This window comes from uncultured Roseobacter sp. (assembly GCF_947501835.1).
Taxonomy (GTDB): Bacteria; Pseudomonadota; Alphaproteobacteria; order Rhodobacterales; family Rhodobacteraceae; genus Roseobacter.
In genome coordinates, this window is record NZ_CANMXR010000015.1 from 1 (window position 1) to 13,767 (window position 13,767).

Sequence of the window (13,767 nt, forward strand, 5' to 3'; positions counted from 1 at the left end):
CAGAGCCAGAGCCAGAGCCAGAGCCAGAGCCAGAGCCAGAGCCAGAGCCAGAGCCAGAGCCAGAGCCAGAGCCAGAGGTGCTGGACGCGGCTGATGCGCCGCCCGCGCCGACGGAAACAACCGACGAAGCGCGCGTGTCATTGCCGCGCAGCCCGGTGCCGGTCGCCCAGGCGCTTGTCGACGACGAGGCCGAGGCGACACCGGAAAAACCCGGTATCCTTGGCCGTTTGCTGGGGCGGTCGAGCGCAAAATCCGTTGTCCGCAGGACCCTGGACGATGACATGCTCGAACAACTGGAGGAACTGTTGATCACCGCCGATATGGGCGTCGATACCGCGCTCAGGGTGGTTGCGAACATGGCGGAGGGTCGGCTGGGCCGCAAATTATCGGTACAGGAGATCAAGGAACTGATGTCCGCGGAGATCGCACGCATCATGGATCCGGTTGCCAAACCCCTGCCGCTTTATCCGCGCACGCCGCAGGTGGTGCTGGTCGTCGGCGTGAACGGCTCCGGCAAAACCACAACCATCGGCAAATTGGCCAGCCAGTTCCGCGCAGCGGGCAAGAAGGTCGTGATCGCTGCAGGCGATACCTTCCGCGCTGCCGCCGTTGAACAATTACAGGTCTGGGGGGAGCGTGCCGGCGTGCCCGTCCTGACCGCGCCTGAAGGCTCCGACCCGGCAAGCCTCGCCTTTGATGCGATGACCCAGGCGCAGGCAGATGGGGCGGACCTGCTGTTGATCGATACCGCGGGACGTCTGCAAAACCGCTCCGATCTGATGGAAGAGCTTGCCAAGATCGTGCGTGTGATCCGCAAGAAGGACGACAGCGCGCCGCACAACACGCTGCTGGTGCTGGATGCGACCACGGGCCAGAACGCGCTCAATCAGGTCAAGGTATTCCGCGACATCTCGGATGTCTCCGGTCTCGTCATGACCAAGCTGGATGGCACCGCAAAGGGGGGCGTGCTGGTCGCCCTTGCGGATAAATTTGGCCTGCCGATCCACGCCATCGGGGTTGGTGAACAGATTGACGATCTGGATGCCTTTGACCCCGAGGAATTCGCCGATGCCTTGATGGGGCTTGAGCGCGGATGATTTCCAGCGCGGCCCGGATGGCAGATGAAAAACGCTGCGCACGCCAGTGACCGAATGGCTTGTTTCCATCGAAGGCACGCCAACCGGGCACCAGCTGGCTCTGTTTCTCGCCGTGATGGCAGCGTTTTTGCACGCGGTCTTTGGGGCCCTACAAAAAGGGCGTCATGACCCCTGGCTGACGCGCGGTGCCATCGACTTTTGCTACATGGCGATGGCCATGCCCTTCGTATTCTTTGTGGTGCCCTTTCCGGAACCGCATATGTGGCCGATCTTTGCAGCGGTCTGGCTGATCCACGTGGTCTACAAGCTGCTGCAGGCCTGGGCCTATACAAAAGGTGCCTATACGGTGGTCTACCCGGTCGTGCGCGGGACGGGGCCGCTGTTTACGGTCATCGGTGCCTATCTGATCTTTGATGAAACCTTTACCGGCACGCAATGGATTGGCATCGCCGTCCTGCTTGCGGGCATCTTTGGTCTGGCGATCTACAACATGATCTTTCTGGTGTCAGAACGAGACACGTTGCATGCGGCCCTGGGCCTGGCCGTGCTCACGGGGCTCTTTGTGGCACTTTACACCACCTATGACGCCTACGGCATCCGCGCCACGGCCAATCCTTTCACCTTTCTGGCGTGGTTTTTCATGATCGACGGGTTCTTTATGCCACTCGTGGCGGGGGCGCGCTGGCTGCGGATGCCGAACCGTCCGACCCTCGGGCCGCTGATGATGCGCGGGTTTGTGGGCGGGCTGGTGGCCCCGTTCAGTTTTGGCGCGGTGATGATGGCCACCCGGCTCGACAAAGTGGGGGAGGCCGCGGTGCTGCGCGAAACCTCCACCGTTTTCGCCGCCATCATCGGCTGGCTGTTTCTGAAAGAAACCGTAGGACCAAGACGCATTGCATTGATGGCATTGATTGCGCTGGGCGCTGTGATAGTTGAAATGGGCGGATAGGAAAGAGAATGTCAGACGTGAAACCGATCAACCCGATTGTAAAACAGGTGCTCGAACTGGGCCCGACGATCCTGTTTTTCCTGATCTATTTGCGGATCAAGGAAGATACCTTTGTCATCGGTGGCACCGAATACACCGGCTTCATCGTGGCGGCCCTTGTTTTTGTCCCGATCCTGCTGGTGGCCATGGGCATCTTGTGGCGCCTGACCGGGCAGCTCAGCCGCATGCAGGTCTTTACCGCCTTCATGGTGATTTTCTTCGGCGGCCTGACCGCCTGGTTCAATGACGAGCGGTTTTTCAAGATGAAGACCAGCATCGTCTATGGTCTTTTTGCCGTGCTTTTGGGCATTGGGCTGATGCGCGGGCAATCCTACCTCGCCTATGTGATGAACGAGATGATGCCGATGCGCGACGAGGGATGGATGATCCTGACGCGCAGGCTCTGTGCCGCCTTCGCCGGGCTTGCCGTGGCCAATGAGATCGTCTGGCGCACCATGTCAACCGATGCCTGGGTCAAGATCGAAACCTTTGGGTTCCCGGTGGCGCTGATGGCATTCCTGATGTGGCAGTTTACGGCGCTGCAGCCCTATCTGATCACCGATGAGACCGACAGCGACACCTAGCACGTTTCGCCTTTAACTTGAGCTTTGCGTCAGGTTTGGAGCGAAACGCTTCAATTCTTTGGCACGGTTTCCAACGCATCGATCATCGGCTTTGGGATATTATCGACCCGCACCGCGTCGCGCCCCATCGAATGCGCAACCTTATGCGCCAGATCCGCAGAGATCGCCGCCTCCAGAGCTAGTTTGAAACGCGTGTTCCGGGCACATTTCCGGCGTAAGTCGTCAAAGCGCCATTCCAGTACCTCGGCACCTTCCTCAAGCCAGGCTGAGGCAGAACTGGGCGCGCCGATCAGAAAGGCGATCTCCCCCAAAAACAGGTTTGGCGCCAGGATGAAGGCTTGATCGCCCTTGCGCACCAGGGTCGAGCCGCTGATCACATAATAGAGCTTCTCTCCTGCTTCTCCTTCGACGGTAATCTGTCGGTCATCGGTGACGGTGGAGCGCTTTGCAAGTTTCATCAGCGCGCGAAAATCCCCCGGCGGCAGGTTTGGGAAATCAAAGTATATGTCCGCATGGGCGGCCGGAATGGCGAGCCTGGAGTTTCGTGCGATCAGGCTGGTCAGACCGCCGACATTGGCCAAACCGATCAGCAGGCTGACGTAAATCGCTTCCCAAAGTGGGTGCTCGGCGATGGTGGAATAGTAGATCAGGTAGACGCCGGTGCCGCCCAGAATGAACAGGCGCAGAATGATCTGGTTGGTGATCGCAAGACCTGCGACGTAGAATGCACCCGCAAGATAAACCAGATTTGCCGGAGTAAAAACGTCTTCGAACATTCGGACTTACTACCCAAAAGAAATTATTCGCAAATTTTTGACGAAAAAAACGTGTTATGCAAAGAAAATCGAGACGTAGGGTATTAAAACTGCATGAGAGTGTCGTGACACCTCAGGCCTTTTTGAAGAGTTGGTCCTGCGCATCCTTGTCTTTTCGAAAGTCTGCGCGCTTTTCCGCATGTAACGCGCGCCCTGCCTGAACACCCGGGCGCGCGACCATCGTTTCCAACCAACGCGCCATATTGGGATTGTCGTCCAGCGTCTGTTGCTGTCCTTCCCAAAGGGAGGCCCAGCCCCAGATCGACATATCTGCGATCGAATAGAAATCACCCGCGACGTATTCGTTCTCGGCCAATCGCCGGTCCAACACACCGTAAAGCCGCGCGGTCTCCGCCCGGTAGCGATCCTTGGCATAGGGGATATCGTTGGGCGGCTCCATGAAGGGGGCGTATTTCAGGAAGTGGTGCGCTTGCCCCGCCATCGGGCCAAGCCCGCCCATCTGCCACATCAACCATTCGCTGACCGCGATCTGTTCCCGTTCGGTTGTGCCGCCAAACTTTCCGGTTTTCCGCGCGAGGTATTGCAGGATTGCGCCGGATTCGAAGATTGAGACCGGCGCGTTGTCCGGTCCGTCATGATCCACAATGGCCGGCATGCGATTGTTGGGCGCAATTTTGAGAAACTCAGGCGCGAATTGGTCTCCGGCGCCGATATTGATCAGATGGGTCTGGTACGGCAGCGCCATTTCTTCCAGCGCGATGGAGATTTTCCAGCCATTGGGTGTAGGCCAGAAATAGAGATCAATAGGCGTGCTCATTGTCTTTCCTTTGCGCTGAGGTTGCCGTCATGATGCGGTTTTTCAACTTCAGGGCAAGGGGGGTGACGGGCAGGGTGATCGCTGGCCCGAGGCTATAGGTTGGTCTTGGCAAGGGTACTTTGAACCGTGACCAGCGTGGGGCCGCGTGCCCAGGTAAGATATCCGCAAGATAGGCTTGCGGCAGGCTTTCAGGGTCGCGCAGCAGCCGGGCATAGAGCGCCATCACGCCGGGGCGGGTGTAGGTCGACCAATGGCAAACGCGGCGCGCCGGAGGGGCAATGGGCAACCCCAATTGCGCCAGTGCCCTCAGGGTCGCATCGCAATCCAATTGCAGGTTGATGGCATTTGGGGCGTCGATCCCCTGGCCGATGGCGCGGTCGCGCAGTTCCGGGGCGGCCACCATGTGTTCAAAGGCGAGGTCAAAGAGATCATTTTCCCGGCTGGTCACGTTGAAAACTTCGGTGGTGGTGCCCGCCGGTGCTCGCAACATGTCCTGCGCCTTGCTGGCAAAACTCGCTCCGGTCAGAAGCACGATCCGGCCAAGATCATGCGGTCTGAGATGCCCCAGCGCCGACAGCGCGATTTCCGATCCCAGAGAATGTGCAATCACGTGAACCGGGCGGTGTGGCGCATTTTTGCGCAGGCGCGTGACCAGCGACGCCAGTTCCCTGCCCAGTTTCGCAGCCCGGCGATGCGCCTGCCACAAAGCGCCCCGCGCATACCAGCCAAAAGCGATGCCCAACCCCACCTGCGAAGGCGTGTTGGAGAAGCCCAGCCGCTCAGGCCAGCTTGTGGTGTCGCAGTTAAATATTTTCTTGTGAGGGCAATGGGTTGGATCGTTCGGATCATATTTATACCCGTGGATCATGATGATGATCGGGCCGGCGCCGCCCTGTTGATCGCCGAGCGCGCTATCCGTCGTCGTCGAGGTGCCATGCATCTGCAACCCATCAGAGGTCGCATTGATCCTAAGCAATGGCATTCTGCGCCCCTTCTACAAGATATTGTGGTTGCGATATCTCAAAGACATACGACAGCGGCATGAAATTAGTGTTACAGCACCGTGACGGTGTTGACCTGCAACAGCCTTTGTCTTAACCGGATGCGCGTGGCGATTTGTTACCGGATTGCGGGCCACGTTAAACATTCCGCTAAAAGGTCACCGATGAGGAAACCCCGTCGCGTTGACCGCGTCTGGGGTTTTTTTGTGCCCATTCGGGCTGGAGAGTGAGAAGAATGACACGTGATCTGAAACCGCGCACCAAGGCCATCCATGCCGGGACGCGTCGCAGCCAATATGGTGAAGTTTCCGAGGCTATTTTCCTGACACAGGGCTTCGTCTATGAAACGGCGGAGGACGCCGAGGCCCGGTTTATCGAAGCGGGACCAGATGAGTTTATCTACGCGCGCTACGGCAACCCGACGGTGTCGATGTTCGAGGAGCGGATCGCGGCGCTTGAAGGCGCAGAGGACGCATTCGCCACGGCCTCCGGCATGGCAGCGGTCTCCGGGGCGCTGACCTCCATGCTCAAAGCGGGCGATCACGTGGTCTCTGCCCGGGCGCTGTTTGGGTCCTGTCTTTACGTGCTCGAAGAGGTGCTGACCCGCTTCGGTGTTGAGGTGACATTCGTCGACGGCACCGATCTGGCCGCCTGGGAGGCTGCCATTCGCGATGATACCGCAGCGGTCTTTTTCGAATCCATTTCCAACCCGACGTTGCAGGTGATCGACATCGCGGCGGTGTCGCAACTTGCCCACGCCAAAGGCGCTAAAGTATTGGTAGATAATGTTTTTGCGACACCCGTCTGGTCGAATGCTCTGGCGCAAGGCGCCGACGTGGTGATCTATTCCGCTACCAAGCACATCGACGGTCAGGGCCGCGCGCTGGGCGGTGTCATTCTCGGGACGCGCGATTTTATCCGCAAGACCGTGGAGCCTTACATGAAGCACACCGGCGGCTCCATGAGCCCCTTCACGGCCTGGGTGATGCTGAAAGGGTTGGAGACACTGGATCTGCGTGTGCGCGCACAAACGGCCAATGCCACAGCCATCGCGGAGGCGCTGCAGAACCACCCCAAGCCGGCACAAGTGATTTATCCCGGGCATGTCAATCACCCGCAAAACGCGCTGGTGCAACGCCAGATGGGTGAGGGCGGGACCGTGCTGTCCGTGGACCTCAAAGGCGGCAAGGCGGCCGCCTTCCGGTTCCTCAACGCCATTGAGGTTGGCGTGATCTCCAACAATCTGGGGGACGCAAAAACCATCATGACGCATCCGGCCACGACCACGCATCAACGTTTGCCGCAGGATCAAAAGGACGCGTTGGGCATCACCGATGGCCTGGTGCGGATCAGTGTCGGCATTGAGGATGCCGTTGATCTGGTGGAGGATATTTTGCAGGCGCTGGAGCACGCTTGACAAAAATGACGCCGCGCGCTGTTTTTTCCCCTTGTCAGCTTTTTGCATCCAATACTGATCCTGATGGAGCAGCTTGACGTATCTGTGAGGAGAGTTGGTCAGAGGGCGACGACGCCCTATCTGTTAAACGTACGACGTCATGAGGGACATAGCGATGAACATCCACACACCCATCCTTGATGCAACACCAGATCGGGAAGAGGCTGAAGCGGCCCTGGCGCTTTTGCGAAACTGGGCGAAAGGCGCCACCACGACGGAAATCCTGGAATTGGACCCGTCGGTTGCCCGTTTGGTTCCTGGCAGCGATGCGGTGAGTTATCCGGCGTTTTCACGTGAATACCCTGACGGATTTGAGACGGACGAAGGGTATAAAAGTACCCTTCCGGATTTGCAGAATGGGCCATCCAGCCTGATCCGCGGCGCGAAACAACAGATACAACACGTGGGCATTTCAAACTTTCGCCTGCCAATCCGGTTTCGGACCCGTGACAATGGGGATCTGACGCTGGAGACATCGGTAACCGGCTCTGTCAGCCTTGAGGCGGACAAGAAGGGCATCAACATGTCCCGCATCATGCGGTCATTCTACAAGCATGCCGAGGCCACATTCAGCTTTGGTGTGATCGAGGCGGCGCTGGATGATTACATCACTGACCTTGAAAGCTTTGACGCGCGCATTCAGATGCGGTTCAGCTTTCCGATGAAAGTGGACAGCCTGCGCTCCGGACTGTCGGGATATCAGTATTACGATATCGCTCTGGAATTGGTCGAACAGGGCGGTGTGCGCAAGAAAATCATGCACCTTGACTATGTTTACTCCTCAACATGTCCTTGCTCGCTGGAGCTGTCGGAACATGCGCGCGCGACACGCGGTCAATTGGCCACGCCCCATTCGCAGCGATCGGTTGCGCGGGTGTCGGTGGAGATTGACAATGATGCCGGATGTCTGTGGTTCGAGGACCTGATCGAGGCCTGCCGTCGGGCGGTGCCAACCGAAACGCAGGTGATGGTGAAGCGCGAAGACGAGCAGGCCTTTGCAGAACTGAACGCCGCAAACCCGATTTTTGTCGAAGACGCAGCACGTCTTTTCTGCGAGCAACTGCAGGCGGATGTGCGGATCGGTGACTTTCGGATCATCGCCAGCCATCAGGAAAGCCTGCACAGCCACGATGCGGTCAGCGTGTTGCTGGAAGGGGAGACCTTCGCGTCGGAAAGTCTGGACCCGAAACTGTTCAACACGCTGTTCCACGTCGGTTAACCGCTCACAGCTTCACAGCTTCACAGCTTCGAACGCGCCCCGGTGCAGGGCGCGTTTTTTCTGCGCTGCCGCAGAAGGCGATAGCGGCTATGCAGATGTTGCAATTCTCATACATGGCACAATCGCCTATATAGAAAAGCACGGGAGGAGATTTAAAAATACGTAAGGATCTCCAATGGCTTATCACTCCACTCATATCGACAACGGCCTGGGTCGTTCCCTGCATACCGTGTTCGGCGCGCTGCGCAGCTTCTTTGCATCGATTGGTACCGCACTGATGGTATCGAGCAGCTATAATGCGCGAGCTCAGATGGTTCAGGCGCTTCAGGCCAAATCTGACGAAGAGCTTGCAGCACTGAACATCAAGCGCGAAGAAATCGTTCACCACGTTTTCCGCGACCTCTATTACGTTTGATCGCCTCCGGGTGAGCGCACCCGCTTGACACCGACGCGGCGCGCGGCCAACCCTGCGCGCATGTTGGACCTGCGCCCTGTTGGATATGTGATTGGCCTGCTGGTGGCCGTGCTGGGGGTGGCGATGCTGCTGCCCATGTTGGTCGACATTGCCGAAGGGCGCGGCCATTGGCCGGTATTCATTCAATCAGCGCTGATAACGATCCTGTCGGGCGGGTTGATTTCGCTGGCCTGCGCCAATGGCGTCAAGGAAGGCCTGACCATCCAGCAGACCTTCCTGCTAACCACTGGTGTCTGGGTGGCACTGCCGTTGTTCGGTGCCTTGCCGTTCATGTTCGGCGACACCGAAGCAGAGTTTGTCGACGCATTTTTTGAGGCCATGTCCGGCCTGACCACCACCGGATCAACGGTTTTTTCAGGCCTTCAGGACCTGCCCAAGGGGCTGCTGCTCTGGCGGGGTATCCTGCAATGGCTGGGCGGCATCGGTATCATTGTTGTCGCAATGGTGTTTTTGCCCGAACTTCGGGTGGGCGGGATGCAGATCTTCCGCTCCGAAGGGTTCGACACCATGGGGAAAATCCTGCCCCGCGCAGGGCAAATCGCCAGCCAGATCTCCAGCATCTATCTTGGGCTGACGATGGTCTGTGCGCTGAGCTATCTGGCACTCGGCATGAACGCATTTGACGCCACCGTACATGCCTTGACGACCATATCCACGGGTGGTTTTGCGAATTACGACGAATCTTTTGGCGCTTTCAAAGGCAACATCGAGATCGCCGCCACCCTCTTCATGATCCTCGCCGCCTTGCCCTTTGTGCGCTACGTGCAATTGATCAACGGTCAGCATCAGCCGCTTTGGCGCGACAGTCAGGTGCGGGTTTTCGTTCTCACCCTTCTGGCCATTGTCGTGATCATGTCGATCGCTTTGATCCAGATTTTTCCGCTGGAATGGGGCCGGTCGATCCGCGAAGCCCTGTTCAACGTCACCTCCATCATGACCGGCACCGGTTATGCCTCGGCAGATTACATGCAATGGGGCCCGATGCTGATCTCCATGTTCTTTTTCATCGGTCTGATCGGCGGCTGTGCGGGCTCGACCACCTGTTCCATCAAGATCTTCCGCTACCAGCTGCTCTTTGCCTCGATCAAGATGCAGCTGCGCCGGATCAGGTCCCCGAATGGGGTCTTCGTGGTGCGTTACGACCGGCGCCCCGTCAGTGAGGACGTGCTAAGTTCGGTGATTTCATTCTTCATGTTTTTCATCGTGACTCTGGGTCTGATGGCGGTTGCGCTCAGCCTGACCGGATTGGACTTCATCACCTCGCTTTCTGGTGCTGCGACCGCGCTCTCCAACGTGGGGCCGGGGCTTGGTGCGGAAATCGGACCCGCGGGCAACTTTTCCGGTCTCAACGACACGGCAAAATGGCTCCTCTCTGCCGGCATGCTGTTGGGCCGGCTCGAGCTCTTGGCGGTCTACGCCATCCTCACCGTGAAATTTTGGAGAGATTAAGATGCGAAGACCCTTAGGCGCGCAGATATCGCATATGTTGAAAGACAAGGGCGTCGACGTCATCTTTGGCATTCCGGGCGTGCACAATCAGGAAATGTACCGCGGGATCGAGGAAGCAGGGATCCGGCATGTTCTGGCCCGCCACGAGCAGGGGGCGGGTTTCATGGCGGATGGCTATGCGCGGGCAACCGGCAAGCCCGGCGTGGCCTATGTGATCACCGGCCCAGGGCTGTGCAACATCATGACGCCGATGGGGCAGGCCTATTCGGATTCGGTGCCCATGCTGGTGATGTCCTCTTGTCTGGATGAAATTGCCGCCGTCAAAGGTCAGCTCCATCAGATGAAAGATCAGCGCGCCGCCGCCGATACCGTTTGCGATTGGTCAGAAGAGGCCCGCTCGGCAACGGCGGCCTACGGGTTGGTCAATCGCGCCTTTACCGAGTTTCAGACGCAAAGCCCCTTGCCCAAGCACATTCAGGTACCCATTGCGCAGCTGGAGGCGCTGGCGGATCCCGCCCCTCAGGTCAAAAATGCCGTCCGCCGGATGGGTGTGGACGCGGTTGATGTCGCTTCGGCTGTGGACAAATTGAAACAGGCGAGGCGGCCGCTCTTTGTTTTGGGAGGTGGGGCTATTGGCGCCACGCCACACGCGCGGGTGGTCTTGGCGAAGCTCGCGGCGGCCTCTTACGTCACCTATGCGGGCAGCGGCATCGCCGGTGTGCAGGATCCGCTCTGTTTTGGGTCGATGTTGGGCACGACATCCTGCGTGGAGGAGTTGCGAAAGGCCGATCTGGTGATCTGCGTCGGCACTGATCTTGCGGAAGTGGACCACTACCGCAGCGAGCTGGGGCATCAGGCGCCAGCCATTCACGTCAATCTGGATCCGGCTGTTTTGAGCCGGGCACGTGCGGGCGATGACAAACATCTGGCCGATGCCACCGCATGGTTTGCCGCCGTGGAGGTGGCATTGGACGGACATCAGGCCGCAACGGATTGGCAGGTTCGGGAGGTATCGGACGCCCGCGCGCGTGGCCGTGCAGAGGTGGACGCGATGTACCCGGGCATCGGCGAGGTCTGCGATGCGCTGCGCGATGCCGTGCCCGCCGATACGATGATCTATTCGGATATGACGCAAATCGCCTATACCGCTAAAATCATCTGGGACATGGATCGCCCCGGCCATTGGCATCACCCAACCGGCTTTGGCACGCTTGGGTATGCGACGCCTGCGGCCATTGGCGGTGCCGTGGCACGCCCAGGTCAGCCCACGATGGCGATCATCGGAGATTACGGATTTCACTATACCATGCAGGAATTGGGCGTTGCCGTCGAATTGGACCTTAGCCTGCCGATCATCCTGTGGGACAACGGCAAGCTAAAGGAAATCGAAGACAGTATGGTTCGCGCACAAATTGCGCCCAATGCGGTGATCGCGCGTAACCCGGATTTCTGCAAACTGGCGGAAGCCTTTGGCGCAAAAGCTATCGCGCCCAAAAGTCTCGCGGCATTGCAGAACGCCGTGACAACTGCCTTTGCATCAAAAGGCCCGACGTTGATTTACATCACGCCGGACCTCACTCGTTAACCGCAGGTCACTGGTAATCCGAATAGGCACGCTGAATAAGGCGCGCCGCGCATTTCGAATGTGCGGTGTTCACGATGAGGTACCAGACGGTCTCGCCCGGGCGACCCGCGCGAGAGTATTGGCAGTTGTCAGGTGACGTCCACCATTGGCCACGATAGTTATTTGGCGGCAGCATTGGCGACGTATATTCGACCAACGATAGTTTTGCCTTGCCAGAATTGAAACCTTCGGCGGCAGCCGGCAGCGCGAGCGCTGTCCCAAGGGCCAGCGCCATAAAGTGTTTAAGCATCCCACTCACTCCATGTTCGTACCGAAGTACGATGCGCCCCCACGCAAGCAGAAGATGACAGTTGGGGATTAACGCATCGCAAACGGCTGGGGTGAGTAGGCCGATTCTTTAGGGCGAATTTGAGACGGTTTTGTGCTTATTCCCAGCAACTGACCAATACGGTCATTGCCAGAGCCCGTTGGGTAATGTCCTCCGGGGCAAGCTGATCGGTGCCAATGCCGCTGTCTGGAACCAGGCCCGCGTTCTCCATCACCTGGGTGATGGCGGAGCCCGCCAGCGCAAAGGTGACCTCCTTTGGCAGGCGCCGTTCACCGCCGCCGCGCGGCAGCAACATGCCAAGCACATGGCCGTTGTCGTCAAAGACCGGCCCACCGGCGTCCCCCGGCAGGCTGCTGAGTGCCAGGCGGCTCAGATCTGGTTCACCCTGGAGCCCGCGAACATCCGAGAGGGTGCCGAATGTCATGGTGGGTGCATCCAGAATGCCCTCATAGGAATAGCCTGCCACGGCGACATCAGATTGCAGCCGTGGCGGCACCGGGCTGAAACGCGCGCTTTGTTGCGGGGCCAGGCTTTGCGAGGGTTTCAGGATCGCGATCCCAAGCTCGGGATCCAGCGTGTCCAGTTCCGCTTCAAATTCCTCGTCCAATGTAATGCGCGTACAGCTTTGCACCGCATCGGATGTGGTGACCACCGATCCTGCGCCATCCACGAAAAACCCGGACCGTGAGACGCGCGGCGTGCGGATCTGCAACCCGGCGACCAAATCGACTTGTTGTTGCTGCGCGATACCTTCTGAGGGGTCCAGTACGCCGGGCAACCGCAGGAAGCTGTCCTGCATTTCCGCCAGAACCCGTGTGCGGCGCTCTTCGTCGCCCGCAGGCCAAATCAATGTGAAGCCCTTGATCTGACCCGCTTCGAGGCTGGCACGTGTCTCGCTGACAATCTCGGCATTGCGGCCCGTCAAGGTAAAGCTGGTGCGTGACAGGCTGCGCTCCCCTTCCAACGGCACGATCTCAAGGGTCTGCATGATCTGATAGAGGCTGGCCAACGTATTGGTATCGCCTTCCTGGCTGATCAGCAGAACGCGGGCTGCGCTGCCATCCGTCGCGTTGAACCGCGCAAACGGCGCCTCATAGCCGTCCAGGGCCACCTTGGCCGTGGGCATTTTCACTTCGATGCCGGTTTTGGTGTCAGCGACAGGTCGCAGATCCAGCCCTTCAAGCACGGCGTTGTAGCTCTGGAAAAGTGCCGCGCGTTGTTGTGTCGTCAAAATCCCGGTTGCTTCAAATCCATTTGCTGCTTGCCAGGCCGACATCGAATTGCGCGTCCCGCGTCCGAACGCACCATCAATTGTCGAGGTGTAGAAACCGGCCCATTGCAGAGCCGTCTGAATGTCGCGCCGCTCTTCTGCTGAAAGGTTCCGCTCGTTGCGGCGTGCCTCTGCGGGCGTTTCATCGGGTGCGGCGATGGGCTCTGATGGCAGCGTAGGCTGCTCCGGCACAACAAGCGCTGCGGTACTATCTGGCGTATCATCCGGTAGGGTGATCGTTTCCTGCGGCGTGGGCTGCACCGTCAGCGCACCCCGCCGCAGAAGATCGGCACCGGCTGGAAAGAACTGGCGCCCCAGGTTTGCACTGAAGGCAATGTAGCTGTCGCGCGGGATCAACCCGTCATTTCGGTAGACCCGCAACAGCTGTTCCGCGTCGGCAGCTGTATAAGGGCCCAGAACGATCCCGTACCACCCGCTGCCCAGCGAAAACCCGTTCACATCCGAAAGGGTGCGGGCGTAATCCTGCGCCCGTCTCAGACCGTCTTGAAGGTTCGGCTGTGCCTCGATCTGGACCCAGACAACCTGATCGGAAGACTGAGCCCGCGCAAGCTGCGCAACACTGGCAAAAAGAGCCACAAAAACCACAAATAACCGCACCATTTCTATGCCAACCCCGGACCGTTTCAAATCCGGCTCAATTAATCAGGAATTGCGCGTGTTGGCCATATGGCATTGGCCTGAATTATCGCGTTACCTGCAAT

At 58.8% G+C, this 13,767-nt stretch carries 13 protein-coding genes and 1 riboswitch; of the genes, 8 read left to right on the forward strand and 5 right to left on the reverse strand.

The window, feature by feature from the left end; all coding sequences use genetic code 11:
* From ftsY to Q1A20_RS22465, 3 genes are all read left to right on the forward strand, one after another.
* Nucleotides 1–1,097, forward strand: a 1,097-nt coding sequence (gene ftsY, locus Q1A20_RS22455) for a signal recognition particle-docking protein FtsY (RefSeq protein WP_299410426.1), incomplete at its 5' end; no start/stop codon positions are given.
* 46 nt (nt 1,098–1,143) lie between these two features.
* Nucleotides 1,144–2,046 carry an EamA family transporter gene (locus Q1A20_RS22460; RefSeq protein WP_299410428.1) on the forward strand — a complete coding sequence of 301 codons (903 nt, stop codon included), beginning with the start codon at nt 1,144–1,146 and terminating at the stop codon, nt 2,044–2,046.
* Nucleotides 2,047–2,054: 8 nt separating this feature from the next.
* Complete coding sequence (locus Q1A20_RS22465) at nt 2,055–2,669, forward strand: inner membrane-spanning protein YciB (RefSeq protein ID WP_299410429.1); 615 nt, start codon at nt 2,055–2,057, stop codon at nt 2,667–2,669.
* 50 nt (nt 2,670–2,719) lie between these two features.
* Here Q1A20_RS22465 and Q1A20_RS22470 read toward each other — a convergent pair whose 3' ends face one another.
* From Q1A20_RS22470 to Q1A20_RS22480, 3 genes are all read right to left on the reverse strand, one after another.
* Nucleotides 2,720–3,445 carry a Crp/Fnr family transcriptional regulator gene (locus tag Q1A20_RS22470; protein ID WP_299410431.1) on the reverse strand — a complete coding sequence of 242 codons (726 nt, stop codon included), beginning with the start codon at nt 3,443–3,445 and terminating at the stop codon, nt 2,720–2,722.
* A gap of 112 nt (nt 3,446–3,557) precedes the next feature.
* Entirely contained in the window at nt 3,558–4,262 is a 705-nt protein-coding gene (locus Q1A20_RS22475) for a glutathione S-transferase N-terminal domain-containing protein (RefSeq protein ID WP_299410432.1), read from the reverse strand.
* Nucleotides 4,246–5,244, reverse strand: coding sequence for an alpha/beta hydrolase (locus Q1A20_RS22480; RefSeq protein WP_299918842.1), 999 nt, complete (start codon nt 5,242–5,244; stop codon nt 4,246–4,248). The genes Q1A20_RS22475 and Q1A20_RS22480 overlap by 17 nt, the downstream gene beginning before the upstream one ends.
* Before the next feature lie 116 nt (nt 5,245–5,360).
* A riboswitch (SAM riboswitch) is annotated at nt 5,361–5,437 on the forward strand.
* Between the two features lie 61 nt (nt 5,438–5,498).
* Here Q1A20_RS22480 and metZ point away from each other — a divergent pair.
* From metZ to Q1A20_RS22505, 5 genes are all read left to right on the forward strand, one after another.
* Nucleotides 5,499–6,680 (forward strand): O-succinylhomoserine sulfhydrylase, encoded by a 1,182-nt coding sequence (metZ, locus tag Q1A20_RS22485; protein WP_299918845.1) that lies wholly within the window; start codon nt 5,499–5,501, stop codon nt 6,678–6,680.
* Nucleotides 6,681–6,834: 154 nt separating this feature from the next.
* Entirely contained in the window at nt 6,835–7,938 is a 1,104-nt protein-coding gene (folE2, locus tag Q1A20_RS22490) for a GTP cyclohydrolase FolE2 (protein ID WP_299410437.1), read from the forward strand.
* A 175-nt stretch (nt 7,939–8,113) separates the two neighbouring features.
* The gene (locus Q1A20_RS22495; protein ID WP_299410438.1) at nt 8,114–8,353 is read left to right on the forward strand and encodes a hypothetical protein; all 240 of its coding nucleotides are present in this window, start codon (nt 8,114–8,116) and stop codon (nt 8,351–8,353) included.
* A 60-nt stretch (nt 8,354–8,413) separates the two neighbouring features.
* Nucleotides 8,414–9,862 (forward strand): TrkH family potassium uptake protein, encoded by a 1,449-nt coding sequence (locus Q1A20_RS22500; protein WP_299740653.1) that lies wholly within the window; start codon nt 8,414–8,416, stop codon nt 9,860–9,862.
* Nucleotide 9,863: 1 nt separating this feature from the next.
* Nucleotides 9,864–11,447 carry a thiamine pyrophosphate-binding protein gene (locus tag Q1A20_RS22505; protein ID WP_299918846.1) on the forward strand — a complete coding sequence of 528 codons (1,584 nt, stop codon included), beginning with the start codon at nt 9,864–9,866 and terminating at the stop codon, nt 11,445–11,447.
* A 7-nt stretch (nt 11,448–11,454) separates the two neighbouring features.
* Here the strand turns inward: Q1A20_RS22505 and Q1A20_RS22510 are convergent, their stop codons facing one another.
* Entirely contained in the window at nt 11,455–11,736 is a 282-nt protein-coding gene (locus tag Q1A20_RS22510; protein ID WP_298976623.1) for a hypothetical protein, read from the reverse strand.
* Nucleotides 11,737–11,872: 136 nt separating this feature from the next.
* On the reverse strand, nt 11,873–13,666 hold the full coding sequence (locus Q1A20_RS22515) for a serine protease (protein ID WP_299410443.1): 1,794 nt from the start codon (nt 13,664–13,666) through the stop codon (nt 11,873–11,875).
* Nucleotides 13,667–13,767 lie beyond the last annotated feature (101 nt).